The organism is Streptomyces longwoodensis (genome assembly GCF_001514125.1).
Taxonomy (GTDB): domain Bacteria; phylum Actinomycetota; class Actinomycetes; order Streptomycetales; family Streptomycetaceae; genus Streptomyces; species Streptomyces longwoodensis.
The window spans coordinates 147,291-171,210 of sequence record NZ_KQ948551.1 but is presented as its reverse complement, the minus strand read 5'-3'; the positions used below and the strand labels follow the sequence as shown (position 1 = coordinate 171,210).

The 23,920-nt window shown below is 74.2% G+C and carries 25 protein-coding genes and 1 pseudogene; 16 read left to right on the top strand and 10 right to left on the bottom strand.

Annotation, left to right across the window (positions count from 1 at the left end; all coding sequences use genetic code 11):
* Positions 1–92 precede the first annotated feature (92 nt).
* The 7 genes from AQJ30_RS09790 (at position 93) to AQJ30_RS09760 (ending at position 7,111) form a co-directional block, all read left to right on the top strand.
* The gene (locus AQJ30_RS09790; RefSeq protein WP_067231364.1) at positions 93–1,325 is read left to right on the top strand and encodes an SCO2321 family membrane protein; all 1,233 of its coding nucleotides are present in this window, start codon (positions 93–95) and stop codon (positions 1,323–1,325) included.
* The gene (locus AQJ30_RS09785; protein ID WP_067231362.1) at positions 1,322–1,981 is read left to right on the top strand and encodes an SCO2322 family protein; all 660 of its coding nucleotides are present in this window, start codon (positions 1,322–1,324) and stop codon (positions 1,979–1,981) included. The genes AQJ30_RS09790 and AQJ30_RS09785 overlap by 4 nt, the downstream gene beginning before the upstream one ends.
* Entirely contained in the window at positions 1,974–3,098 is a 1,125-nt protein-coding gene (locus tag AQJ30_RS09780; RefSeq protein ID WP_067231360.1) for an energy-coupling factor transporter transmembrane component T, read from the top strand. Before AQJ30_RS09785 ends, AQJ30_RS09780 begins: the two co-directional genes overlap by 8 nt.
* Positions 3,095–4,780 (top strand): ABC transporter ATP-binding protein, encoded by a 1,686-nt coding sequence (locus AQJ30_RS09775; protein WP_067231357.1) that lies wholly within the window; start codon positions 3,095–3,097, stop codon positions 4,778–4,780. Before AQJ30_RS09780 ends, AQJ30_RS09775 begins: the two co-directional genes overlap by 4 nt.
* Positions 4,777–5,622 carry an ECF transporter S component gene (locus AQJ30_RS09770; RefSeq protein ID WP_067231354.1) on the top strand — a complete coding sequence of 282 codons (846 nt, stop codon included), beginning with the start codon at positions 4,777–4,779 and terminating at the stop codon, positions 5,620–5,622. Before AQJ30_RS09775 ends, AQJ30_RS09770 begins: the two co-directional genes overlap by 4 nt.
* Before the next feature lie 238 nt (positions 5,623–5,860).
* Positions 5,861–6,286 (top strand): aggregation-promoting factor C-terminal-like domain-containing protein, encoded by a 426-nt coding sequence (locus AQJ30_RS09765; protein ID WP_067231352.1) that lies wholly within the window; start codon positions 5,861–5,863, stop codon positions 6,284–6,286.
* Positions 6,287–6,469: 183 nt separating this feature from the next.
* Positions 6,470–7,111, top strand: a complete 642-nt coding sequence (locus tag AQJ30_RS09760) for a YoaK family protein (RefSeq protein ID WP_067232599.1) — start codon at positions 6,470–6,472, stop codon at positions 7,109–7,111.
* A gap of 1 nt (position 7,112) precedes the next feature.
* Here AQJ30_RS09760 and AQJ30_RS09755 read toward each other — a convergent pair whose 3' ends face one another.
* Positions 7,113–7,307, bottom strand: a complete 195-nt coding sequence (locus tag AQJ30_RS09755; RefSeq protein WP_342671623.1) for a DUF397 domain-containing protein — start codon at positions 7,305–7,307, stop codon at positions 7,113–7,115.
* Positions 7,282–8,130: a helix-turn-helix domain-containing protein gene (locus AQJ30_RS09750; RefSeq protein ID WP_067231347.1), complete on the bottom strand. Its 849-nt coding sequence runs from the start codon at positions 8,128–8,130 to the stop codon at positions 7,282–7,284. Before AQJ30_RS09750 ends, AQJ30_RS09755 begins: the two co-directional genes overlap by 26 nt.
* Positions 8,131–8,211: 81 nt before the next feature.
* Here AQJ30_RS09750 and AQJ30_RS09745 point away from each other — a divergent pair, with 81 nt between their 5' ends.
* From AQJ30_RS09745 to AQJ30_RS09740, 3 genes are all read left to right on the top strand, one after another.
* Positions 8,212–8,634 carry an ATP-binding protein gene (locus AQJ30_RS09745; RefSeq protein WP_067231344.1) on the top strand — a complete coding sequence of 141 codons (423 nt, stop codon included), beginning with the start codon at positions 8,212–8,214 and terminating at the stop codon, positions 8,632–8,634.
* 31 nt (positions 8,635–8,665) lie between these two features.
* Entirely contained in the window at positions 8,666–8,803 is a 138-nt protein-coding gene (locus tag AQJ30_RS37825) for a hypothetical protein (RefSeq protein WP_211278955.1), read from the top strand.
* Between the two features lie 96 nt (positions 8,804–8,899).
* Positions 8,900–9,796 (top strand): acyltransferase family protein, encoded by an 897-nt coding sequence (locus tag AQJ30_RS09740; protein WP_067231343.1) that lies wholly within the window; start codon positions 8,900–8,902, stop codon positions 9,794–9,796.
* On the opposite strand, the gene AQJ30_RS09735 is transcribed toward AQJ30_RS09740, so the two are convergent.
* Positions 9,737–10,183 carry a MarR family winged helix-turn-helix transcriptional regulator gene (locus AQJ30_RS09735; protein ID WP_067231340.1) on the bottom strand — a complete coding sequence of 149 codons (447 nt, stop codon included), beginning with the start codon at positions 10,181–10,183 and terminating at the stop codon, positions 9,737–9,739. The genes AQJ30_RS09740 and AQJ30_RS09735 overlap by 60 nt on opposite strands.
* A gap of 108 nt (positions 10,184–10,291) precedes the next feature.
* Here AQJ30_RS09735 and AQJ30_RS09730 point away from each other — a divergent pair, with 108 nt between their 5' ends.
* Complete coding sequence (locus tag AQJ30_RS09730; protein WP_067231337.1) at positions 10,292–11,194, top strand: alpha/beta hydrolase; 903 nt, start codon at positions 10,292–10,294, stop codon at positions 11,192–11,194.
* Here the strand turns inward: AQJ30_RS09730 and AQJ30_RS09725 are convergent.
* Positions 11,178–11,630, bottom strand: a complete 453-nt coding sequence (locus tag AQJ30_RS09725; RefSeq protein ID WP_067231335.1) for a VOC family protein — start codon at positions 11,628–11,630, stop codon at positions 11,178–11,180. The genes AQJ30_RS09730 and AQJ30_RS09725 overlap by 17 nt on opposite strands.
* Before the next feature lie 98 nt (positions 11,631–11,728).
* On the opposite strand from AQJ30_RS09725, the gene AQJ30_RS09720 reads away from it, so the two are divergent.
* Entirely contained in the window at positions 11,729–12,760 is a 1,032-nt protein-coding gene (locus AQJ30_RS09720; RefSeq protein WP_067231331.1) for a helix-turn-helix transcriptional regulator, read from the top strand.
* 88 nt (positions 12,761–12,848) lie between these two features.
* Here AQJ30_RS09720 and AQJ30_RS09715 read toward each other — a convergent pair whose 3' ends face one another.
* The gene (locus AQJ30_RS09715; RefSeq protein ID WP_067231330.1) at positions 12,849–14,912 is read right to left on the bottom strand and encodes a bifunctional glycosyltransferase 87/phosphatase PAP2 family protein; all 2,064 of its coding nucleotides are present in this window, start codon (positions 14,910–14,912) and stop codon (positions 12,849–12,851) included.
* Between the two features lie 274 nt (positions 14,913–15,186).
* Between AQJ30_RS09715 and AQJ30_RS09710 the strand changes: the two genes are divergently transcribed.
* Positions 15,187–15,858, top strand: coding sequence for an O-methyltransferase (locus tag AQJ30_RS09710; RefSeq protein WP_067231327.1), 672 nt, complete (start codon positions 15,187–15,189; stop codon positions 15,856–15,858).
* Between the two features lie 19 nt (positions 15,859–15,877).
* Here the strand turns inward: AQJ30_RS09710 and AQJ30_RS09705 are convergent, their stop codons facing one another.
* A complete protein-coding gene (locus AQJ30_RS09705) occupies positions 15,878–16,255 on the bottom strand; it encodes a peptidase inhibitor family I36 protein (protein WP_067231325.1) in 378 nt (125 codons plus the stop codon).
* Positions 16,256–16,751: 496 nt separating this feature from the next.
* On the opposite strand from AQJ30_RS09705, the gene AQJ30_RS09700 reads away from it, so the two are divergent.
* Positions 16,752–19,997 carry an RHS repeat-associated core domain-containing protein gene (locus AQJ30_RS09700; protein WP_079083986.1) on the top strand — a complete coding sequence of 1,082 codons (3,246 nt, stop codon included), beginning with the start codon at positions 16,752–16,754 and terminating at the stop codon, positions 19,995–19,997.
* A 46-nt stretch (positions 19,998–20,043) separates the two neighbouring features.
* Here AQJ30_RS09700 and AQJ30_RS09695 read toward each other — a convergent pair whose 3' ends face one another.
* The gene (locus AQJ30_RS09695; protein ID WP_067231323.1) at positions 20,044–20,436 is read right to left on the bottom strand and encodes a hypothetical protein; all 393 of its coding nucleotides are present in this window, start codon (positions 20,434–20,436) and stop codon (positions 20,044–20,046) included.
* Between the two features lie 85 nt (positions 20,437–20,521).
* Here AQJ30_RS09695 and AQJ30_RS09690 point away from each other — a divergent pair, with 85 nt between their 5' ends.
* Positions 20,522–20,956 carry a DnaJ family domain-containing protein gene (locus AQJ30_RS09690; RefSeq protein ID WP_067231321.1) on the top strand — a complete coding sequence of 145 codons (435 nt, stop codon included), beginning with the start codon at positions 20,522–20,524 and terminating at the stop codon, positions 20,954–20,956.
* Here the strand turns inward: AQJ30_RS09690 and AQJ30_RS40090 are convergent.
* Both AQJ30_RS40090 and AQJ30_RS09680 read right to left on the bottom strand, forming a co-directional pair.
* On the bottom strand, positions 20,945–21,826 hold the full coding sequence (locus AQJ30_RS40090) for a hypothetical protein (protein WP_067231318.1): 882 nt from the start codon (positions 21,824–21,826) through the stop codon (positions 20,945–20,947). The two genes, AQJ30_RS09690 and AQJ30_RS40090, sit on opposite strands and share 12 nt — an antisense overlap.
* 18 nt (positions 21,827–21,844) lie before the next feature.
* Complete coding sequence (locus AQJ30_RS09680; RefSeq protein ID WP_067231317.1) at positions 21,845–22,498, bottom strand: hypothetical protein; 654 nt, start codon at positions 22,496–22,498, stop codon at positions 21,845–21,847.
* Between the two features lie 162 nt (positions 22,499–22,660).
* Between AQJ30_RS09680 and AQJ30_RS09675 the strand changes: the two genes are divergently transcribed.
* Positions 22,661–23,152: a GNAT family N-acetyltransferase gene (locus AQJ30_RS09675; RefSeq protein WP_067231314.1), complete on the top strand. Its 492-nt coding sequence runs from the start codon at positions 22,661–22,663 to the stop codon at positions 23,150–23,152.
* On the opposite strand, the pseudogene AQJ30_RS09670 reads toward AQJ30_RS09675, so the two are convergent.
* Positions 23,145–23,920: pseudogene (locus AQJ30_RS09670) on the bottom strand (EmrB/QacA family drug resistance transporter); the annotation flags it as partial. The gene AQJ30_RS09675 and the pseudogene AQJ30_RS09670 sit on opposite strands and share 8 nt — an antisense overlap.

Genomic DNA, 23,920 nt, shown 5'->3' with positions numbered 1-23,920 from the left:
GGCCCGCCACGCACCGTCGAGGTCTACGGAGCCGAGCCGCCCGGGGTGTCCCGCGCTGCCCGGCTCCCCCTAGGGAGAGGCACCCGCCGATCATGAACGTCCGCCGCAGCGCCGCGGCCCTGGCCGCCGTCGCCGTGATCGGCGCCGCCACGCCCGCCCTGGCCGCGTCCCCCTCGCCCACGCCGTCGGTGGCGATACCCGACGGCCTGTACGGCACCGGCGACCCGACGTACGACGGGGTGTGGCGCCAGTCGCTCGCCCTGCTCGCGCAGGACACCGCCGGGGTCGTCCCGGCCGACCGGGCGGTGGCCTGGCTGACCGGCCAGCAGTGCGCCGACGGCGCCTTCGCCGCCTTCCGCGCCGACCCCGCCAAGCCCTGCGACGCCAAGCTGATGGTGGACACCAACAGCACGGCCGCCGCGGTCCAGGCCCTCACCGCTCTGGGCGGCCACGCCGCCCAGACGGGCAAGGCCGTCGCCTGGCTGAAGTCGGTGCAGAACGCGGACGGCGGCTGGGGCTACAACCCCGGCGGGCCCAGCGACGCCAACTCCACCGCCGTCGTGACCGGCGCCCTCGTCGCGGCGGGCGAGCACCCCGAACAGGTCGTCAAGGGCGGCAAGTCCCCGTACGACGCCCTGCTGACGTTCGCCCTCCCCTGCACCGGCGACGGCGCGGGCGCCTTCGCCTACCAGCCGGACAAGCAGGGCAAGCTGACGGCCAACGCCGACGCCACGGCCGCCGCCGTCCTCGGCGCGCTGGGGCAGCCGCTGAACGCCTCCCCCAAGAACGGCGACAAGAAGGCGGACGTCACCGCTTCCGGCTGCGCCGCGCCCACCACCCCCGAGCAGGCCGCGCGCAACGGCGCCCGGTACCTCTCCACCGCCCTCGCCAGGGACCACCACCTCGTCTCCGCCCTCCCCGGCGCCGAGAACCAGCCCGACTACGGCAACACCGCCGACGCGGTCGTCGCCCTCGCCGCGGCCGGTCACACCGACGAGGCCACGGCCGCCCTGCGCTGGCTGGAGGCCAACGCACCGCAGTGGGCCGCGCAGAGCGGCCCCGCGGCCTACGCCCAGCTGGTCCTCGCCGCCCACGCCACGGGCACCGACCCGCGCGCCTTCGGCTCCACCGACCTGGTCCGGCTCCTCGACGCGACCGGCCCGGCGCCGAAGCAGACGGCGACGAAGAAGCCGCAGGCGGCCGACACCTCCGACGACGACGGCGGCTCCACCACCCTGTGGGTCACCGTCGGCGCGGTCGTCCTCGTGGTCCTCGTCGCCGCGGCCCTCTTCCTGGCCCGCGCCCGCCGGAGGCAGCAGCCGTGACCCGGCGCGCGACGACGCTCCTGCTCACCGGCGTCCTCACCGCCCTGCTCTGCGCCTTGGCGGCCGCGCCGGCCGGGGCCACCGGCTACCGCTACTGGTCGTTCTGGGAGCGCACCGGCGGCGGCTGGACCTACGCCACCCAGGGCCCGGCCACGTCCCGCCCCGCCGACGGCTCGGTGCAGGGCTTCCGCTTCGCGGTGAGCGAGGACTCGGCCGACGCGAGCCGGCCGCGCGGCGCGGCCTCCTTCGCGGAGGTCTGCGCCGGGACGCCGGCCCGGGAAGGCAGCAAGCGCGTCGCGCTGGTCATCGACTTCGGCACCGCCGCCGACGCCCCGGAAGGCGAGACCCCGCCCGCCGCCCGGACGGCCTGCGCACGGGTCGCGGGCGACGCCAGCACCGCCGAGGCCCTGGCCGCGGTGGCCAAGCCCCTGCGCTACGACACCAACGCCCTGCTGTGCGCGATCGCCGACTACCCGAAGCGCGGGTGCGGCGAGCAGGTCGCCGGCACCGCCGAGCGGAAGCCTGCGGCGGCCCAGGAGAAGGACCAGGGCGACGAGGGCGACGGGCCCCGGCTGGCCTGGTACGCGGGCGCGGCCGCGGTGGCCGCCCTGGCGGCGGCAGCGGTGTGGCAGTCCCGCAGACGCCGCCATGACTGACCACCGCCCGTCAGGAACCGCCCGCCCCGTGCACCCCGCGGCCTGGTGGCTGTGGTCGCTGTCCCTCGGGACCGCGGCCACCCGCACCACCAACCCGCTCCTGCTCGCCCTCCTCATCGCCACGTCCGCCTACGTGGTGCAGGCGTCCCGCCCCCACACCCCCTGGTCCCGCTCCTACTCCGCGTTCGTCAAGCTCGCCGTCACCGTGCTGCTCGTGCGGCTCGTGTTCGCCGTCGCCCTCGGCTCCCCGATCCCCGGCACGCACACCCTGGTCACCCTGCCCGAAGTCCCGCTCCCCCACTGGGCGCAGGGCATCCGCATCGGCGGCGACCTCACCGCGGAGGCCCTGGTCTTCGCCCTCTACGACGGCCTGAAGCTCGCCACGCTGCTCGTGTGCGTGGGCGCGGCGAACGCCCTCGCGAGTCCCACCCGCCTGCTGAAGACCCTCCCCGGCGCGCTGTACGAGACGGGCGTGGCCGTGGTGGTCGCGCTGACCTTCGCCCCGCACCTGATCGCCGACGTCCACCGCCTGCGTGCCGCGCGCCGGTTGCGGGGCCGCCCGGACCGGGGCCTGCGCGGGCTGCTCCAGGTCGGACTGCCGGTCCTGGAGGGCGCGCTGGAGCGTTCGGTCGCGCTCGCGGCGGCCATGGACGCGCGCGGCTACGGCCGCACCGCGGACCTGCCCGCCGCGCTGCGCCGTACGACGACCGTGCTCACCCTCGGCGGTCTGCTCGGTGTCTGCGCGGGAACGTACGGGCTGCTCACCGCCGAGGGCGGCACGTACGGCGTGCCGGTGCTGCTCGGCGGGGTCGCGGCGGCCCTCGCGGGCCTGTGGCTGGGCGGCCGCCGGTCGCCGCGCACCCGCTACCGCCCCGACACCTGGAACGCGCGGTCCTGCCTGGTCGCCGCCTCGGGCGTCGCGGTCGCCGCGCTGCTGAGCGCCGCCGCGGCGGCCGATCCGGCGGCGCTGCACCCGGGCGTGGTCCCGCTGGTCGCGCCCGTCCTGCCCTTGTGGCCGGCGGCAGCCGTCCTGCTGGGCCTCCTGCCCGCCTTCCTGGCCCCCGCACCGCCCGCACCGCCCGCACCGCGCGCACCTGACAAGGAGCAGCCGTCGTGATCCGCTTCGAGAACGTCTCGGTGACCTACGACGGCGCCGCCGAACCAACAGTCCGCGGAGTTGACTTCACGATCCCCGAGGGGGAACTCGTCCTGCTCGCCGGGCCGTCCGGCGTCGGCAAGTCCACCCTGCTCGGCACGGTCAGCGGGCTCGTCCCGCACTTCACCGGCGGCACGCTGCGCGGCCGGGTCACGGTGGACGGCCGCGACACCCGCACCCACCGGCCGCGCGAACTCGCCGACGTGGTCGGCACGGTGGGCCAGGACCCGCTGTCGCACTTCGTGACGGACACGGTCGAGGAGGAACTGGCGTACGGCATGGAGTCGTTGGGCCTGGCCCCGGCGGTGATGCGGCGCCGGGTCGAGGAGACCCTGGACCTGCTCGGCCTCGCCGACCTGCGCGACCGCCCGATCGCCACGCTGTCCGGCGGGCAGCAGCAGCGCGTCGCGATCGGCTCGGTGCTCACCCCGCACCCGCGGGTCCTGGTCCTCGACGAGCCGACGTCCGCCCTGGACCCGGCCGCGGCCGAGGAGGTCCTGGCCGTCCTGCTGCGCCTGGTCCACGACCTGGGCACCACGGTCCTGCTGGCCGAGCACCGCCTGGAGCGCGTCCTGCAGTACGCCGACCAGGTCGCCCTGCTGCCCGCGCCGGGCGCGGCCCCGGTCCTCGGCGCCCCGGCCGACCTCATGGCCGGGTCGCCGGTCTACCCGCCGGTGGTCGACCTGGGCCGGCTGGCCGGCTGGTCCCCGCTGCCGCTGACGGTCCGCGACGCCCGCCGCCGCGCGGGCGCCCTGCGGGAGCGCCTGGAGGACCGCACGCCGCCCGCCGGGCGGGAGGCCCCCGTGGTGCAGGCCCCGCTGCCGCGTCCGCCCGCCGTCCACCGGTGGCGCCGCCGCAGGGCCGACCCGGCGACCGCCGCCCAAGCCCCCGCCGCCGTCGCCGAGGTCCGGTCGCTCGCCGTGCGGCGCGGCCGGGTCGAGGCGCTGCGGCGCGTCGACCTCACGGTCGCGCCCGGTGAGACGGTCGCGCTGATGGGGCGCAACGGCGCCGGGAAGTCGACGCTGCTCAGCACGCTCGTCGGGCTGGTCGAGCCGTCCGCCGGGACGGTCCGGGTGGGCGGCGCGGTCCCGCACCGCACACCGCCCCGGGAGCTGGTCCGCCGGGTCGGCCTGGTCCCGCAGGAGCCCCGGGACCTGCTGTACGCCGACACGGTGGCCGCCGAGTGCGCCGCCGCCGACCGGGACGCGGGCGCGGAGCCGGGCACCTGCCGGGCCCTGGTGTCCGGGTTGCTGCCCGGCATCGCGGACGACGTCCACCCGCGCGACCTGTCGGAGGGCCAGCGGCTGACGCTGGCGCTCGCGGTGGTGCTGGCCGCGCGCCCGCCGCTGCTGCTCCTGGACGAGCCGACCCGGGGCCTGGACTACGCGGCGAAGGCCCGCCTGGTCGCCGTGCTGCGGGAGCTGGCGTCGGCGGGCCACGCGATCGTGCTGGCCACCCACGACGTGGAGCTGGCCGCCGAGCTGGCCCACCGGGTGGTGCTGCTCGCGGAGGGCGAGGTGATCGCGGACGGCCCGACGCCGGAGGTGGTGGTGTCGTCCCCGTCGTACGCCCCGCAGGTGACGAAGATACTGGCGCCGCAGCCCTGGCTGACCGTGGCCCAGGTGCGGGAGGCCCTGCGATGACCCGGGCCGTCCGTCTCGGCCCCCGGTCCGTGGCCGCGCTGGCCCTGGTCAGCGGGGTCGGCGTGGCCGCGTTCGGCTGGCCGTTCGTCGCGCCGCCGTCCTCCGCCGTGGCGGCGCACGCCCAGGACGCGCCGTGGCTGTTCGCGGGGCTGCTGGTGCTGCTGGTCGCGGTGGTCGCGGCGACGATCTCGGAGTCGGGGCTCGGGCCGAAGGCCGTGGCCATGCTCGGCGTGCTGGCGGCGACGGGCGCCGCGCTGCGGCCGATCGGGGCGGGCACGGCGGGCATCGAGCCGATGTTCTTCCTGATGGTGCTGAGCGGCCGCTGTCTGGGGCCGGGCTTCGGGTTCGTGCTGGGCTCGGTGACGATGTTCGCGTCGGCGCTGCTCACGGGCGGGGTGGGCCCCTGGATGCCGTTCCAGATGCTGGCGATGGGCTGGTTCACCATGGGCGCCGGCCTGCTGCCGGGCCCGGACCGGCTGCGCGGCCGGGCGGAGCTGGCGCTGCTGGCCGGGTACGGCTTCCTGGCGGCCTTCGCCTACGGCACGATCATGAACCTGGCGGGCTGGCCCTTCATGGGCGCGCTGGCCTCGGGCATCGCCTTCGACCCGCAGGCGCCGGTGCCCGCGAACCTGGCCCGGTTCGTCGCCTACTGCGTGGCCACCTCGCTGGGCTGGGACCTGGGGCGGGCGGTCGTCACGGTGGTCCTGACGCTCACCCTCGGCCCGGCGGTGCTCAAGGCGCTGCGCCGGGCCACGCGGCGGGCCGCGTTCGAGACGCCGGTCACGTTCGAGGACGCCGAGGACCCCCCGCAGGCCCGTCGATCGGTGAACCACCCCACATGACGCAGCTCACCCACTAAGCACGGTAGTGGGACAAATGGGATGCCATGAGCACACCAAAACGACCGCTGACCTGGGCTTTGAGATCCAGCTCACAGGGATCGCGCCGACCCGGGATGCGGCCACAACTAGTACAAGGGGTTCTTGCCAGGGCATTTCGGGCCTGTTTCTCTGGACGACGTCGCCACGGACCCCGCAGCGGGTCCGGCGGCCTCCCCGTCCCCGAAAGAACAGGTTCTCCGTGTCCGTCTCCGTCATCCGCCGCGTCGTGTCGTCCCCCAAGAAGGTCCTCGGCACCGCCGCCGTCGCCGCCGCCACCGTCGGCATGGCGCTGACCGCGGCCCCCGCCCACGCGGCGACGACCTCCGTGGCCTCCGCCACGCAGGCGCAGGCGATCGCGCACAAGATGATCCCGGACGCCGCGCAGTTCAACGCCTTCTCGCACATCGTCCAGCACGAGAGCGGCTGGGACGTCGACGCCACCAACGCCTCCTCCGGCGCCTACGGCCTCGTCCAGGCGCTCCCCGGCTCCAAGATGGCGTCCGCCGGCTCCGACTGGAAGACCAACGCCGCCACCCAGATCAAGTGGGGCCTCGACTACATGAACTCGCGCTACGGCAGCCCCGTCGGCGCCTGGAACTTCTGGCAGGCCAACGGCTGGTACTGAGCCGCGCCTCCCTCGTCCGACAGCTGAACGGCGGTGACCCCACCCGGGGTCGCCGCCTTCGGCGTTCCCGCCCCGCCCGCGTGGTCCACTGGGACGGTGAGCGGCGACACCCCTGACACCCCCGGCCCCGACACCGGCCCCTCCGCCCCCGACGCGGGCGCCCCTGACCCCGAGGCGCGCGGACTGCCGCTGGTGGTGGTGCTGCTGGCGCTGACCACGGTGAGCGGGTTCATCGACGCCGTCAGCTACCTCGGCCTGCACCACGTCTTCACCGCCAACATGACCGGCAACGTGGTCGTCCTCGGCTTCGCCGCCGCGGGCGCCCCCGGCTTCTCGGTGTCGCACACCGCCGCCTCGCTGGCCTGCTTCCTGCTGGGCGCCGCGGTCGGCGGCCGGGTCGCGCGCCGGATCGGCGGCCGGTCCCGCCGCACCTGGACCCGGCTGGTCCTCGCCGCCGAGGCCCTGCTGGTGGGCGCCTCGGCGGCGGTCGCGTTCGCGGCGCCGCACGCCACGTGGATGACGTACACGGTCATCGCGCTCACCGCTCTCGCGATGGGCGCGCGCAACGCGACCGTCCGCAAGCTGGGCGTCGCCGACCTCACCACCACCGTGCTCACGATGACGCTGACCGGCCTCGCCTCCGACTCCCGGCTGGGCGGCGGCTCGGGCCACCGCTCCCCGCGCCGCACGGCGTCCGTGGTCGCCATGTTCGCGGGGGCGCTGGTCGGCGCGTGGCTGGTGGTCCACCACGACCTGGGCGTGCCCCTGTTGATCGCGGCGCTGCTGACGGCGGTCCTGGCCCTGACGTCGTCCGGCAGGGAGTGACTCAGCCGGCGGCCGTGTCCCCGCTCCAGGCGACGAACTCCTGGAAGGCACCGGGCCGGAAGGACAGCACGGGCCCGGCAGGGTTCTTGGAGTCCCGGACGGCGATGGCGGGGCAGGGGGTGGAGGCGATCTCGACGCAATCACCGCCCTGGTCACCGCTGTAGCTGGACTTACGCCACTGGATCACCGTCGTCATCGCGTTGCTCTCCATAGCGCTCCTCCATCACACGCCGGATCAACTCCGCCGAGCCCTTGAGGGAAAGAGCGGCGGCCCGGAGATGATCGTAACGGAGCGAGCAGTCGCCGACGGTGTCCGGATTGGCGGTCGGATGCCCGCTGCCGTACCCCTCGGTGTAGACGATGGTGGGATCCCCCGTGAAGCGGTAGAGGTTGAACGAGCCTTGCAAGCCTGCGTGTCCACCTGCCTCGTAAGGCAACACCTGGACATTGATCCGGGGGTTGTGCTCGAAGGCCAACAGGTGGGTCAGTTGCTCGCGCATGACCTCACGTCCGCCGATCTCCTGGTGCAGGGCGGCCTCGCTGATCACCATCCAGAAGACGGGTGGTTGCTCCTTCTCGAAGATCCGCTGTCGGCCCAGCCGGACGGCGGTGCGGTCGTCCAGGTCGGTGTGGTCGAGGACGCTGAGCACGGCGCGCACGTAGGCCCGGGTCTGGAGCAGCCCGTGCACCATGTGCGTCTGGAAGGTGCAGATCTCCGTGGCCCGCGCCTCCAGTTCAGCGGTCTGCCGGAACCAGGCCGGGAGTTGGCTGCGGAGCACCAGGTCGACCAGCCGCGAGAACAACCCCCCGGTCCCCAGCGCCGCGTCCAGCCGTTCGCTGAATTCCGGGGTGGGCACCTTGCGGGCCGTCTCGACCTGGCCGACGAGCGACCCGGTGTAGTTGAGGATGTCACCTAGCTGACGTTGCGTCAGCCCGGCGGCCTCGCGCAGGCGCCGCAGCTCGAACCCGTAGTAGTCGAGCGGGGAGGCGCCGGGATCGAGGACGTTGACGTGGGTCACGCGGGGCCCCTTCCGACCACTCGGGAACGCGTTGTATTCACGTGGTGGCCGAGCGTAGTCACCGCAGGGCACTCTCGTCCCGTGAACGGATACATTCCCCCGACGCCGGCGGCGCCGCGCCTGCCGCACTACCGCCTGACCCTCACGGTCGGCGACCATTCGCCGCGGCACCTGCGCAGGATCGCGCGGTCCCTGCTGGCGGAATGGGAGTTGGCGCACCTGACCGACGCGGTGGAGCTGGCGCTGACGGAGGTGGTGACGAACGTGCACCGCCACGTGCCGGGCCGCCGCTGCACGGTGCTGTTACTCCGGCAGCCGACGGGGCTGCGGGTGGAGGCGACGGACGACGCGCCGCCGCTGCCGCCGGTGGCGCTGACCGCGGACCCGGAGGCGGAGTCCGGGCGGGGGCTGCTCCTGCTGGAGTCGCTGGTGGACAAGTGGGGGGTGGCGCCGGAGCCCGGCGGCGGCAAGACGGTGTGGTGCGAGTGGGGCCACCCGGACTGACCCCGGAGGAACCGCCGGGACGTTCTTCTTCGTGCTGTCGGACGTCGTCCTCGCCTGGACCTACGACGGAGCGGGCGTCCCGGCGCGGGTGTTCCTGCGGCGCCGGTTCGCCCGGATCTGGCCGCTGCTCGCGGTGAGCGTGGCGGCGTCGGTGGCCGTCTGGGCCTAGGCCGTGTCTTTCGGATCAGCCCTGGGCCGCGGGGCTCACCGGCACCGATACGGCACCGCCGATCCGAGTCGGGCTGATCCGAAAGACACGGCCTGGATGGGCCGCCCGGTGCCGGCGGCGGCGGTGGCCGCGACGCTGCTGCTGGTGCACGCCTGGTCGCCCGACCCGGTCGTGTTCACGGGCGGCAACCCGGCGGCCTGGTCGCTGAGCGACGAGGCGTGGTTCTACCTGACGTTCCCGGCGCTGCTCGCCCTGTTCGCCGGGCGGCGCGCACGGGTGTGGGCGTGGACGGCGGCGGCCCTCACGGTGGCCGCCCTGGTGCTGTGGCCCGCGCTGTCCGGGCTGGACCCGACGACCCGGGCCTGGGCGCTGGACTACCTGCCGCTGAGCCGTTCGCTGCAGTTCGTGCTGGGCGTCCTGGCGGGCCTCGCCCTGAAGCGGGGGTGGCGGCCCCGCGTCGGCCTGTGGCCGGCCGTCGCCCTGGTCGTCGCCTGGCACCTGGTCCTGGTCCCCTGGCACCACGCGGTCCCGGACGCCGTCTGGTACGGCCCCTACACCGCCTCGCAGTGGCTGTCGGCGCCCCTGTACGCGGCGCTGATCTGCGCGGCGGCCCGCGCCGACCTGGACGGCCGGCGCACCGGACTGACCGGCACCTGGATGATCCGTCTCGGTCGCTGGTCGTTCGCCTGGTACCTGGTCCACGAGATCGTGATCCGGGCCGCCCTCCGCCAGTGGGGCAAGCCGGCCCCGGGCCGGGAGACCCTGCTGGCCTGGTCGGCCCTGCTGGCGGTCAGCCTCACCGCGGCGGCCCTCGCCTACGTCGGCGTGGAACGGCCCGCCGAACGCCGTCTGCGGGGCACGACACGTCGTGCGGGGACCCGGCCCCGACCGCGTCCGTCGTCCGGGACGGCGCCGTCCGCGGGACCTGCCCCCTCAGCCCGGCCGGCCGTGGGAGCCGGCTTCGAGGGCCGCGCGCAGGGTGACCAGGACTGAGGCGACGCGCGCCAGGTCGTCGGGGGAGACCGCCGAGGTCAGCGAGAGGAGTGCACTCTCGACGACGGGGCGGGAGGCGGCCAGCCGCTCCTCGCCCTCGGGCGTGAGGCGCAGGACGGACGAGCGGCGGTCCTGCGGGTGCGCGACCCGCTCGCACCACCCGGCCGCCACCAGCCGGTCGACCGCCTTGCTGACCGCCCCCACCGTGATCGCCAGCTCCCCGGCGATGTCGAGCACGCGGCACCCCGGCACGCGGTCGACGATCTCCAGGAACTCGAACTGACCGAGCCCGAGTCCCTGTTCCGCGCGCAGGCGGGCGCTCACCGCGTTGTACAGCCTGGTCTCGACGCGGACGAGGTCGGTGAAGACGGGGGTGACGTGGGTCACGGCACACTCCAATGGATTCCCAGGAATCATTTTCCTCGGAATCCGGTTGGGCTCGGACAGATGGATTCCTCGGAATCCATCCTCCCACCCCGACCCACGGAGGCCGACATGTCCCGACAGCAGCGTGACGCACTCGACGCCCTGCTCCGTTCCGCCCCGCGCAGCGAGACGCGGCCCACTCCCGAAGAGCAGCGCAGCGGCTTCGCCGCGGCCGTCGGCCGGCCCGCGACGGAGGGCGTGGTCACCCGCGGGACCGTCCTGGGCGGCCGGCCGGCCCTGGAGCTGGAGCCGGCCGCCGCCTCCGGCCGCGGCCGGCTGCTCTACCTGCACGGCGGCGGATACGTCGTCGGCTCGCCGGACACCCATGCGGGCCTGGTGGGTGAACTGGCCCGCCGCGCCGAACTGCGGACGGTGTCGGTGGACTACCGTTTGGCGCCCGAACACCCCTTCCCCGCGGCCGTCGACGACGGGCTCGCGGCCTACCGCGAGCTACTGGTGGACACCGACCCGCGCGACCTCGTGCTGGCCGGTGACTCCGCCGGGGGCGGCCTGAGCATCGCCACCCTGCTCGCGGCCCGGGACGCGGGGCTGCCGCAGCCAGCCGCCGTGGTCCTCTTCTCCCCCTGGGTGGACCTCACCCTCACCGGCGGGAGCATCCGCTCCAAGGAGGACGCCGACCCGCTGTTCGTCGAAGCCGACCTGCGCGACTACGCCGACCTCTACCTCGGCACGACCGATCCGGCACACCCCCTGGCCAGCCCGCTGTTCGCCGACCTCACCGGCCTGCCCCCGCTCCTCGTGCAGGCCGGGGCGAACGAGGTGCTGCTCGACGATGCGGTCCGGCTGGCCGGCCGGGCGGGCGCGGACGACGTCGAGGTCACGCTGGAGGTCGGGCCCGGCCTCCCCCACGTCTTCCAGCACCACTACGGCCGCCTCGACGAGGCGGACGCCGCACTCGACCGCGCCGCCCGCTTCCTCAGGACCCGCCTGGGCCTCACGACGCGACGCTGAAGCTCCAGGTGACACCGAAGCGGTCGGTGAGCATCCCGAAGCCCGCACTCCACGCCGAGGCGGCCAGCGGCTCGACCACGGTCGCGCCGGGCGACAGTGCCTCCCAGTGGCTCCGGAGCTCCTCCAGGCTGTCCGACCCGACCGACACGAACAGCGCCTGGTCGGTGAGGGTGGTGTTGTTCTCGCGGCGGGTCGAACCGCCGCCGGCGAGGCCTCCCCCGGTCAGTCCGGGGACGTCGTACCCCATGACGCGGAAGCCGCCGTCCGAGGCGACGAGTCCGAAGACGACCTTGTCCGCACCGGGAACGTCGGCGGGCATGCCGAAGTCGGCGTAGGTGGTGAGCACGAGGTGTCCGCCGAACACGGACCGGTAGAACTCCAGCGCCTGGCGGGCGTCACCGCGGAAGTTCAGGTGGGTGGTGGTCTGGATGGTCATCGTCACTCCTGGAGGCAGGCGGCCCTGCTGGCCGGTGCGACCACCCTCCCGCCCGTGTAGGTCAGTTCCTGTCCTGGACCTTCGCTAGCGTGCGGAACATGACGACGACCGCCCGGCTGCTGAGCCTGCTCTCGCTGTTGCAGATGCGGCAGGAGTGGCCGGGAGCGGCGTTGGCCTCCCGGCTGGACGTCAGCGACCGCACCGTGCGCCGGGACATCGAGCGGTTGCGGGAGATGGGGTACCGCATCCGGGCCACCATGGGGCCCGACGGCGGGTACCGGCTCGAGGCCGGCAGCGAGCTGCCACCCCTCCTGTTCGACGACGACCAGACCGTCGCCGTGGCCCTCGCGCTCCAGGCGGCACCGGCCCTCGGCGCCGACATCGCGGAAGCCGCCGTCCGCGCCCTCGCCACCATCCGCCAAGTGGTGCCCGCACGACTGCGCCACCGCCTCGACGCGCTCGACGTCACGGCCGTCGGTCGCGCCGGGGACACCGTTCCCGTGGACGTGTCCCCGGACGTGCTGGTCACCCTCGCCGACGCGATCCGCGACAGGGAGGTCCTCCGCTTCGACCACCTGCCCCGGGACGGGGGAGCCGCCGCCCCCGCCGGGCCGGCCCGCCGCGTGGAGCCGCACCACCTCGTCACCTCGTACGGCAGGTGGTACCTCGTCGGGTGGGACCTCGACCGCGACGACTGGCGGCTCTTCAGCGCGCGACGCATCCGTCCGCGCATCCCCAACGGCCCCCGGTTCACCCGCCGCCCGGTCCCCGGGGGCGACGTCGCCGGGTTCGTCTCCGCACGGTTCAAGGGCTCGGACACCGGCGCCTGGCCCTGCCGGGGAACGGTGCTCCTCCACCTGCCGGTGCGGGAGGTCCTCCCGTTCGCCGGGGACGGCACCGCCGAGGCCGTCGACGACCACACGTGCACCCTCACCGCCGGCTCCTGGTCGTGGGGGGCGCTCGCGGCGTCGTTCGGCCGCTTCGAAGCGGCCATGGAGGTGATAGGCCCCCCGGAACTAGCCGAGGCGTTCACCGCCCTGGCCGCCCGGTACGCCGCCGCCACCTCCCCTGCGCGCGGCACCGGCCGGTCCGGACCGCCCGGACCGGCGACGGTCAGCGACGCACCCTGAACCGCAGGTGCAGCACCCGCTCGCCCGTCCGACGTAGTCCAAGCCCGCACCGTGCCCCCGGTGTCACAGCCCTCGGGGCACGCCGCCCTCACGCCCCCGCGGCGCGTTCCCGCTCCGGTTCCAGGGGGCGGGGGGCGTCCTCCTCGCGTGCCGCCGTGGTGCTCGTCATGCGGCCCCGGGGGCCCTGGAGTGCGTAGGTGAGGGCGAAGCCCGCGACGACCACGACCGCGCCGCCCACCGCGTCCAGCACCCAGTGGTTGCCGGTCGCCACGATCGCCGAGACCGTGAACAGCGGGTGCAGCAGGCCGAGGGCCTTCATCCACCACTTGGGCGCCACGATCGCGATGACCAGGCCGCACCACAGCGACCAGCCGAAGTGCAGGGACGGCATCGCGGCGTACTGGTTGGTCAGGGCGGTCAGCGTGCCGTAGTCGGGCTGGGAGAAGTCCTGCACGCCGTGGACGGTGTCGATGATGCCGAGGTGCGGCATCAGGCGCGGCGGGGCCAGCGGGTAGAGCCAGAAGCCGACGAGGGCGAGCAGCGTGGCGAAGCCGAGCGCCGAGCGGGCCCAGCGGTAGTCGACCGGGCGGCGCCAGTACAGCAGTGCGAGGACCGACAGCGGCACCACGAAGTGGAACGACTCGTAGTAGAAGTCGAAGAAGTTGCGCAGCCAGTCGACCTTGACGACCGCGTGGTTCGCCCAGTGCTCGACGTCGATGTGCAGGAACCGCTCGATGTCGAGGACCTGGTGCCCGTGGGCCTCGGCCCGCGCCCGGCCGCCCGAGTTGGTGCCGCCGGTCGCCGCCAGCCGCACCTGCTGGTAGGCCGCGTACGTGACGCGGATCAGCAGCAGCTCCAGCAGCAGGTTCGGCCGGGTCAGCACCCGCCGCAGGAACGGCACCAGCGGGACGCGGCGCCAGCGCGCCGGGGGCTGCTCGGCGTACTCGGTCGGGACCGGGCGGTAGAAGTACGGCGAGGTCCGCGACAGGAACGGCACCACGGTGGCGGCGGCCAGCGCGGCGAGCAGCACGACGTTGTCGCGCAGCGGGTACAGCGCCGCCATGTTCGGCAGCATCATCCGCGCCGGCAGCGTCATCACCAGCACGACCGCCACCGGCCACACCAGCCGGTCCGAGGCGCGCCGGCCGACCCGGCCGACGACCGCGAGCAGCACCCACAGCAGCTGGTGCTGCCAGGTCGTCGGGGACACCGCGATCGCCGCGCAGCCGGTGATCGCCACCGCGAGCAGCAGCTGCCCGTCGCGCGCGTAGCGCACCGCGCGGCGCACGCCGAGGACCGCCACCGCCGCGCCCAGCGCGAGGAACAGGCCGATCTCCAGCGGTCCGGACAGGCCGAGGCGCAGCAGGGCGCCGTGCAGGGACTGGTTGGCGAGGTCGTCGGCCTTGCCGCCGAGGCCCGTGCCCGCCATGTGGTGCACCCAGTAGGTGTACGAGTCGTGCGGCATGGCGGCCCAGGCGAGCAGCGTGCAGGCCAGGAACGTCAGGCCGGTGGACAGCGCCGCCCGGCGCCGGCCGGTGAACCACAGCAGCGGCGCGAACAGCAGGACCGTCGGCTGGAGCGCCGCCGCCACGCCGATCAGCACCCCGCTGGTGCGCTCGCCCCGGGCCACGAAGCAGCCGCACAGCACCAGCAGCACCGGCAGGATGCTCGTCTGCCCGAGCCAGAGCGCGTTGCGCACCGGCAGGGACAGCATCAGCAGGCTGATCGCTACCGGCGCGGCCAGCAGCGACGCCCGCCGGGTGACCGGCTCGGGCAGCGCGCGGGCGGCCACCAGGCCGAGGGCGACGACCAGCAGCAGCGAGCCGAAGGTCCAGCCCCAGCCGAGGGCCTGCTCCGCGGCCCGGGTGAGGGGCTTGAGGACGAGACCGCCGAACGGCGTGCCGGTGAACCGGGTGGAGTCGTAGAGCGAGCCCTTGACGTGCAGGACGCCGTTCTGCCCGACCCAGGTCTCCAGGTCCGTCAGGCGCTCGCCGCGCGGGGTGCTCAGGACGACGGCCACCTGCCGTACGGCGAGGACCGCCGCGACCGCCCACAGTCCGAGGCGGGCCGCGTGCAACCGCGCCCTGGTCGCGCCGACGGCTGTCGCCCCGAAGGCACCCGCCGGTCGCCCGCTGTGCTCCGCATTCGCCACGCCGCGTCTGCCTCCCGCCCCGTTCGCCCCGCGCGTCCTGTGCGCGGGGTCTCCCCTGCAAACCCTATGAGGCTCGCACCTGCCCGGACAGAGACGCAGGCCACCGCGGTTTCACCTGACGTCCGCTCTCCTTTTGTCCGGAAGACGATAGTGCTCCGGCGGACCGGCCGTCCCGCGGGGTCGGTTTCCGGCCGCGGAGCGGTGGGCGGAGCTACAGTTGGCGCCGCTGAGTTTCTGACGTCAGTGGTCGCACAGCGAGGACGAGGCAGAGCGCATGAGCGAGTCGCAGGTCTGGGATGCCGTCGACGCCTACTTCACCGAGCACCTCTCCCCCGACGACGAGGTGACCGCGGCCGCGCTGCGCGACAGCGAGGCGGCCGGGCTGCCGCCCATCAGCGTCACCGCGAACCAGGGCAAGCTGCTCCAGCTGCTCGCCCAGGTGCAGGGCGCCCGCACCGTACTGGAGATCGGCACCCTGGGCGGCTACAGCACGATCTGGCTGGCCCGCGCCCTGCCGCCCGAGGGCCGGCTGATCTCCCTGGAGTACAGCCCCCGGCACGCCGAGGTCGCCCGGCGCAACATCGCGCGGGCCGGCCTGGACGGCCAGGTCGAGGTGCGGGTGGGCCCGGCGCTGGAGTCGCTGCCGCGGCTCGCCGACGAGAACCCCCCGCCGTTCGACCTGGTCTTCATCGACGCCGACAAGGGCAACAACCCGCACTACGTCGAGTGGGCGCTGCGGCTGACCCGGGAGGGCAGCCTGATCGTCCTGGACAACGTCGCCCGGGGCGGGCGCGTCGTCGACGCCGGCAGCACCGCCGACGACGTGCGCGGCACCCGGGCGGCCATCGAACTCATCGGCTCCCACCCGCGGCTCAGCGGGACGGCGATCCAGACGGTGGGCGGCAAGGGCTACGACGGCTTCGCCCTGGCCCGGGTGCTCGGCTGACCCGGGCGGGCCGCCGTGGTCAGCACTCGCCCCGCCAGGTCGCCCTGGTGAAGGTCACGCCCTCGTAGAAGTCGAGCTTGTACTCGCCGGGGCCGGGGTTGTAGTGCACGCACTGCTCGTAGGTGTTGCCCTGGTACGTCCAGACCAGCTGTATGTGGTCGGCGTCCGGGTACGGGATGCCGTTGTTGAACACGGACCGGCCGCTGACACTGCCGGACCAGCTGTGCTGGGTCTTCACCAGGAGCTGGCCGGTCTGGCCCTCCCCCGCGTAGATGCAGAAGTACTCCTTGGGGCAGCCGGGCGGGTCGGCCTCGGCGGACGCGGTGGGCGCGAGGACCAGGCCCGTCAGGGCGGTGGCGGCGAGCAGGGACAGGGCCAGGGTCAGGCGTGTGGGCACGGCAGGCTCCGTTTCTGGGCATCGGGACTTCGCCCGGTTCCCGACCTTTGTACCGGTCCGCCCCGTCGGACGAACGCGTTCCGCGCACGGGAACCGGTCATCCTGCGGGGTGGACCAACCCCCTTTTTTCCCACGTCAGTTCGCAATCCGACCCAAACCAGTGACAACTCGCCTGCTCACACGCAGGCTTGTTCGAGACTGCATACAACTGCCGATCGGGGGAACGGCCCGCTGTCACCCGTCGGGCGCGTGTCACTTTGAGGGGACCGAGACGGCTGCCGTGGCCGTCTCGCCGTCCCAACGGGGGGAAACGGTGTCGACACCACGTGCCCGCGCACGACGCTTACGCTCCGGACGGCTGCGCGCCGCCCGCACCCTGGCCGTCGTCCTCACGGCCGCCGCCCTCGGCGCGGCCGCCGTCCCGGCCGTCGCCGCCCCGGAGGCCGGACCGCCCGCCGGCGACCGGTCGCACTGGGGGGACCACGGGCGCGCCCCGATGCCGCCGGTGCGCGCCGGTTCGACCCGGCCGCCCGGCACCGTCCGCTCCGCCGGCCCGTCCGCCGCCGAACAGGCCTGGCACCAGCGGGAGTCGGACCGGCTGCGGCACGGCGGGCGGCGCCCGGCGGCGCCGCGCTCCGCCACCGCCGCCGCTGCCTTCGTGCCGCGCGGCCAGGGCGACGTGCCCTGGCACAGCATCTTCGGGTTCCGCATGACCGACGCCCTGACGGGGCGCATCGACTACTCCACCGGCAACCTGATGCTCGCCGCCACCGACTTCGACATCGCGGGCGTCGGGCAGAAGCTGCAACTCACCCGCACCTACAACGCGTTCACCGCACCGGAGGGCCAGGTCAGCCGCCCCTGGTGGGTGAACTGGGAACGCGACCTGGACGTCTCCGGGGCGAACTCGGTGATCGCCTACGACCAGACCGGCGCGACCGTCGAGTTCACCCGGGGCTCCGACGGCACCTTCACCACCCCGTCCGGCTACTCCAGGGACCTGCGCAAGAACGACGACGGCACCTACACCCTCACCGACCGGGGGTCCGGCGCCGCCGACACCTACGACGCGAACGGCCGCCTCACCAAGGTCGGTGACCGCAACGGCGGCGTCCTCACCGTCACCGCGCACCTCGACGCGTCGGGCGCCTCGGCGGGCTTCAAGCTGACCGAGACCCGCTCGGGCCGCTGGATCGACCTCACCCGGTCCGGCACCACCCGCTGGACCGCCGAGGACCACACCGGCCGCACGGTGACCTACACCCTGGACGCCGACCACGGCAACGTCGTACGGACCACCGACAGCACCGGCCACACCACGTCCTTCGGCTACGACACCGACGGCCGGGTGGTGAAGGTGACCAGCTCCGAGGGACGCTCGACCGCGTTCACCTACGACGCCGCCGACCGGGTGACCTCCATGCGCCGCTACGCCGAGAGCGGCGAGGGCGGCAGCGGCCCCACGTTCACCTACGCCTACAGCGCCGCCACCCCCGGGGAGCAGGGCACCACGACCGTGACCGACCCCCTCGGGCACAGGTCGACGTACGAGCACAACGCCGACGGCGAGATGGTGAAGGTGACCGACGCCCTCGGGCACGCCCGGGCCTCGACGTACCAGAATCACCTGCTGCAGACCGCCACCGACGCGATGGGCACCGGCAGCGGCGGCTCCGGCGGCAACGTGACCACCTACGGCTGGGACGCCCGCAACAACCCCACCTCGATGAAGCTGCCGACCGGGGCGAACGCCTCCGGCAAGTGGCAGACGGTGGCCGGCGCCGAACGCCCGAACACCACCACGGGCGCCGACGGCGAGAAGACCAGCTACTCCTACGACACGGCGGGCAACACCGCGTCCGTCGCCACCACCGGCACCGGCGGCGGCACCGTGTCCTTCTCCTACAACGAGGCGACCCCCAAGTGCGGCGGCTTCCAGGGGCAGACGTGCACCGCCACCGACGCCAACGGCAAGAAGACGGAGTTCCACTACGACGCCGCCGGCAACCTGGACAGCGTCACCCCGCCCGCGCCGCTGGGACGCACCACGTACACCTATGACGCCCTCGGCCGCACGGCGAGCACGACCGACGGCCGCGGGGTGAAGACCGCCTACACCTACGACCGGCGCGACCGCGTCGTCGGGGTGACCGCGACCGGCTCCGCCGACGTCACCTACGCCTACGACGGCGACGGCAACCTCGTCGGCCGCACCGACGCCACCGGCACCCAGCGCTACCAGTTCGACGCCCTGAGCCGGGAGACGATCCGCACCCTCCAGGACGGTTCGCAGACCGTGCTCGCCTACACCGCCGACGGCAACGTCGACACCTACCGCGACCCCGGCGGCACCACGACCTACGCGTGGGACGCGGCGCACCGGCTGACCCGGCTGACCGGGCCGCAGGGCAAGAGGACGACGTACGAGTACGACAACGAGGACCGGCGCACGAAGACCACCTACCCGGGCGGCACCGTCCAGGCCCAGTCCCTCGACGCCTCCGGCCGCCCCCAGGACATCCGGACCGTCGCCCCCTCGGGCATCATCCTCAGCCACCTGTCCTACGGCTACGGCTACACCGCCGGCGGCGTCACCGTGGACGGGGCGAGGATCCACTCCCGTACCGACACGCTGACCAAGGCGCGCACGGAGTACACCTACGACGGGGCCGGCCGGCTCTCGCTGGCCAAGGAGACCGACGCCCGGGGCGTGGAGACCTCCTGGCAGCAGTGCTTCGACCCGGCGGGCAACCTCACCTCACGCGGCCAGACGCCCGGCTGCCCGGCGTCCACCGTCTACACCTACGACGACGCCTCCGAGCTGGTCGCGCGCAACGGCGTCACCACCGGCTGGTCCTACGACAAGGCGGGCAACGAGACCGCCGGCGCCCCGACCCCGCAGGCCGCCCGCACCGCCGAGCAGTACACCGGGTACGGCCAGCTCAAGTCCCTCACCACCGGCGGCACGTCGTACTCCGCGCAGTACGCCAGCACCGACGGCAGCGAGCGCACCCGCCTGGGCGACACCGTCTTCCACAACGGTCCGCTCGGACTGTCCGGCCAGACGACGGCCGGCAAGGACAGCGAGTACATCCGGGAACCCGGCGGCACCCTCAACTCCGTGTCCACCAACGGCACCAGCTACTACTACCTGACCGACGCCCTCGGCTCGGTCACCGCCCTGGTCGACGAGTCGGGCAAGCAGGTCGACACCTACGCGTACACGCCGTCCGGCCTGCCGCGCACGGGCACCACCGAGACGGTCCCGCAGCCGTTCCGCTTCGCGGGCGGCCAGCTCGACCCGACCGGGCTGTACCACTTCGGCAGCCGCTACTACGACCCGGAGCTGACCCGCTTCACCCAGCCCGACCCCTCGGGCCAGGAGAAGAACCCGTACCTCTACGCCGAGGGCGACCCGGTCAACCGGATCGACCCGAGCGGGCTGTTCTCGGTGAGCCCGGAAGTCGAAGGCTGCTACTTCGTCTGCCTCGGGGCCAGCTTCAACTTCAACAGCGACGGCACCTTCCACCTCGGGCTCTCCACCGGCCTGGGCAACCCCAGCTTCGGCGGCGGGGTGAAGGTGAACAGCAGCAACGCGAGCAAGGGCTGGAGCGTCCCGCTCTCCTGCTCACTGGGCCCGTTCACCGGCAGCTACGACCTGAAGAGCGACACGGCGTCGGGGTCGGCCGGGGCGAAGTTCAGCAGCCCCAGTTGCTCGGTCCGCGCGTCGTACACCTTCTGACCTGCTGACCGGCTGGGCCGTCACCCCCGGGTGACGGCCCTCTGCCCTACCCCTCGTGGTAGAAGCCGACGTTGACGCTGCGCGGCCCGGTGCGGTCCTGGACGACGATCTCGCCGGAGCCGCCGCGCGGCAGCGGCACGGTCCCGCCGTAGGCGATGGTCTGAGCGTACTGGCCGACCACCAGCCGCACCTCGGAGGACGGGTCGGGCTGCGAGCCGCGCAGCCAGGACACCTGCCAGGTGCCCTCGGGCCCGCACAGGAACTCCAGGTGCACGCGGGACACGAACAGCCAGTCGTCGGGCGTGGCCAGGCGGCACACGGACCTGTCCCGGCCCACCCGCAGCACGGCGCCCGGTTCACTGGGCGCGTCGGCCATGAGCATGCCGGCCGTGGCGCCCTCCTCCGCCCCCGAGACGGACGCCATGGTGAGTTCGAGCACGTGCGCTCCTTCTGAAGAGTCCTCGTGAACTACAGCCGCCGCATGATAAATCGCCCGGCCCTGCCGCGTCCGGCACAATGGACGCATGACCGAGCGAAAGCCACCGGGTGTGCCGTTCGAGTCCTGGGTCGACAAGCAGATCCGTGACGCGCAGCGGCGCGGGGAGTTCGAGCGACTGCCGGGCGCGGGCGAGCCGTTGCCGCCGGGGCTGGAGAGCTCGTACGACGAACTGTGGTGGATCAAGCGGAAGATGGCCCGGGAGGGGCTGTCCGTGCTGCCTCCCGCGCTCGCCCTGCGCAAGGAGGCCGAGGACGCGCTCGAGGCGGCCTGGGCCGCACCGTCGGAGCGCGTGGTGCGGCGGATCATCACCGAGGTGAACGTCAAGATCCGCGACATGATGTTCAAGCCGCCGCCCGGCCCGCCGCTCGGCAAGAAGCCGTACGACGTGGAGGCGGTCGTGCGGGAGTGGCGCGAGCGCCGCGCCACTCCCGGTGGGTCGCCGGACCCGTCAGACGTGTAGCAGCCGCTCCGCCAGCTCGCGGTAGTCCCGCAACGCCAGCCGCAGTTGCTCGGTGTCCGTGGTCGAACCGGCGCCGCGCTTGCCGGTGTCGTCCGTGTGCCACGCCCCGCGCAGCGTACGGCGCCGCTCGGTCACCGCCTCGGTGAAGCGGTTCGCCAGCTCCTCCAGCAGCCGGTCGGCCTCCTCGACGGCCTCCTTGGGCCGGTCGACGAACTCGACGACCGTCTGCCGCAGCCGCCCGGCGAGCTCGTCGCTCGCGTCACGCGGCAGCAGGGACGGGGCGTCGGTCCCGGTCGCCCCGGCCGTCTCCGTGGCCGGGGAGGCGGATCCGTCCGAGGTGGTGCCGGTGCCGGTGGTGGCCGGCTTGGCGAACGTGTCGGTCGTCCCGGTGGTGCCCGTCGTCGTGTCGGGTACGACGGTCGCGTAGGCCCCGGTGGTACCGGTGGTACCGGTGGTACCGGTGGTACCGGTGGTACCGGTGGTACCGGTGGTACCGGTGGTACCGGTGGTACCGGTGGTACCGGTGGTACCGGTGGTGCCCGTGGTGCCCGTGGTGCCCGTCGTATCGGTCGTGCTCGTTCTACCGGCGGCGGCGGTGGTTCCCGTCGTGGCCGTCGCACCGGCCGCGCCGGTCGTGTGCGCCGTGCCGGCGTCCAGCGTGCTGGTGCCGGTGTCGAAGCCCGAGGCCCCGTGGCCCGTGGGGTCCTGCCGGGCGGCCTCGGCCGCCGCCCGGTCGTCCTGGTACGCGTCGTGCGCCCGCTTGGCCTCCCGCACGCGCTCCGCCTCGGTCACGCCGTCGGTCTGCTGGGTGCCCCCGGCCGCCGCGGTCCCGCGGCGCTCGTCCGGGCCGCCCGGTGTCAGGTCGGTCATCGCGCTCATTCCTCCCGGTCAGTGGGCCTGGTGTCGGCGGACGGCGAACGGCTGCCGGCCGGAACGGTCCTTGCCACGGGACGTGTCGCGGACCGCCGGGGCCCGGTCGCGGCCGGAGCCGAGCAGGTCCTCGAACAGCGCGCGGGCCTCGATCAGCGCGGTGCGCATGTCCTCGGTGCCCGGGCCGCTGCCGTCACCGGACGCGGTGCCCGCGGTCCGGCTGTGGGCCACGCCGTGCACGGTCCGGTAGCCGTTCACGTGGTGGGCGTGGTGCACGGACAGCGCGGCGAGCTGCTCCTCGTACTGGGCGCCGTCCGGGTAGCCGCGGGCGCCGGCCAGCTCGGCGACCAGACGGTCCGCCTCCACGACCGCCTCGCGGGGCGAGTCGACGAAGCGCTCCTGCACCGCCGTCCAGCGGGCCTCGTACCGCTCCCGCTCGGCGGGCTCCAGCGGTCGCCGCTGCAGGTTGCCGTGGCGTTCGACCAGGGCGCCGAGCTCCTGCTCGGCCGCCTTCTTGTCGCCGCCGTGCCGGGCGACCGCCCGGTCGTACTCGGGCCCGAAGCGCTGCTTCAGGCCGTGTGCGCCACGCGGGCCGCGGACCCACATGGCCACGAGGACCGCGACGACGACGACCGCCACCACGATCAGAGCGATGATCACGCCTGTGGACATGGTTGCCTTCCGGTGAGTCGGCCGTGTCGGCCGGTTTCCGGTCGTGTTGCCCGCACCACACCCCTCAAACAAGCGCGGATTGTCCCCCCTCGGACCCCGGACCGCGCGCCGGGGCCCTTATTCACTTGCGGCCGGTGCGCCGGCCCGGCCGAGAATGCGGTCATGACCTGGACGATCGCGCCCGAGCCGTACGACTCCGCCGTGGCCGCCGGCCTGTGGCGCGCGTACTACACGGAGGTCAGCGACCGCTGGTACCTCCTGCACGAGGGGCGCCGCACCGACCCCGACGAGCTGGAGCGCGAGGTCGCGGCCCGCACCGGCGCCGAACTCGCCCCGCCCACCGGCCGTTTGCTCGTCGGTCGGTACGGCGGGACCCCGGCCGGCAGCGCGGGCGTACGGCTGCTGGACGCGGCCACGGCCGAGCTGACGCGGGTGTTCGTGCTGCCCGGGGCGCGCGGGACGGGCGGGGCGGCGCTGCTGGTGGCCGCGGCCGAGCGGGCGGCGCGGGCGCTGGGCGCCGCCCGGATCGTGCTGGACACCCGCGCCGACCTGGTCGAGGCGCGGGCGCTGTACGCGCGGCTCGGCTACACCGAGACCCGGCCGCACAACGACGACCCGTACGCCGACCACTGGTTCGCCAAGGCGCTCAGCTGAGGCGGGGCGCGCGGGCGGCGGTGCGCGGCTGTTCTCGGTCGGAGCCGCACAGCTCCGCGTTGAGCTCCTGGACGAGGCGGACCAGGTCGGTGGGGCGGTCCGGCCCCCACCAGTCGCCGAGGAGTTCGGCCAGGGACGCCTCGCGCGCGTGCGCCAGGTCCTCGGCGACCAGGGCCCCCTGCGGGCTCAGCACCAGGTCGATGCCCTCGCGCACGGCGAGGCGGCGCTCCTCGACCTGGCGGGCACCCTCCAGGATGACGGACAGCGGGACGGGGGTGCGCTCGGCGAGCAGGGCCGGCTCGACCGTGCCGTACTTCCTCATCCGCAGGAGCAGCCAGCTCGCCGCGGGCTGGAGGTCGTACCCGGCGCGCTCGGTGATCGTGCGGTAGATCTCGCGGCGGCCCTCGCGCGTGCCGAGCGTGGACAGGGCGCGGCACACCTCGTCGTAGGACGAGCGCTGGACCGGGTTGCTGGCCAGCGTCTCGGTGACGTCGGGCGCGGTGACCGAGCCGCGCAGCTTGTCCTCCTTGAGGAACCAGGCCAGCAGGAAGCCGAGCGCGGCGATCGGCGCCGCGTACAGGAAGACGTCGGTGATGGCGGACGCGTACGCGTGCAGCGCGGCCGGGCGCAGGGACGGGGGCAGGGCGGAGATGCCCCGCGGGTCGGCCTTGAGCGCGTCGGCCGAGGCCCCGGCGGGCAGCCGTACGCCCCGGAACGCGTCGGTGAGCTTGTCGGCGAGGCGGCTCGCGAAGACCGTGCCGAAGATCG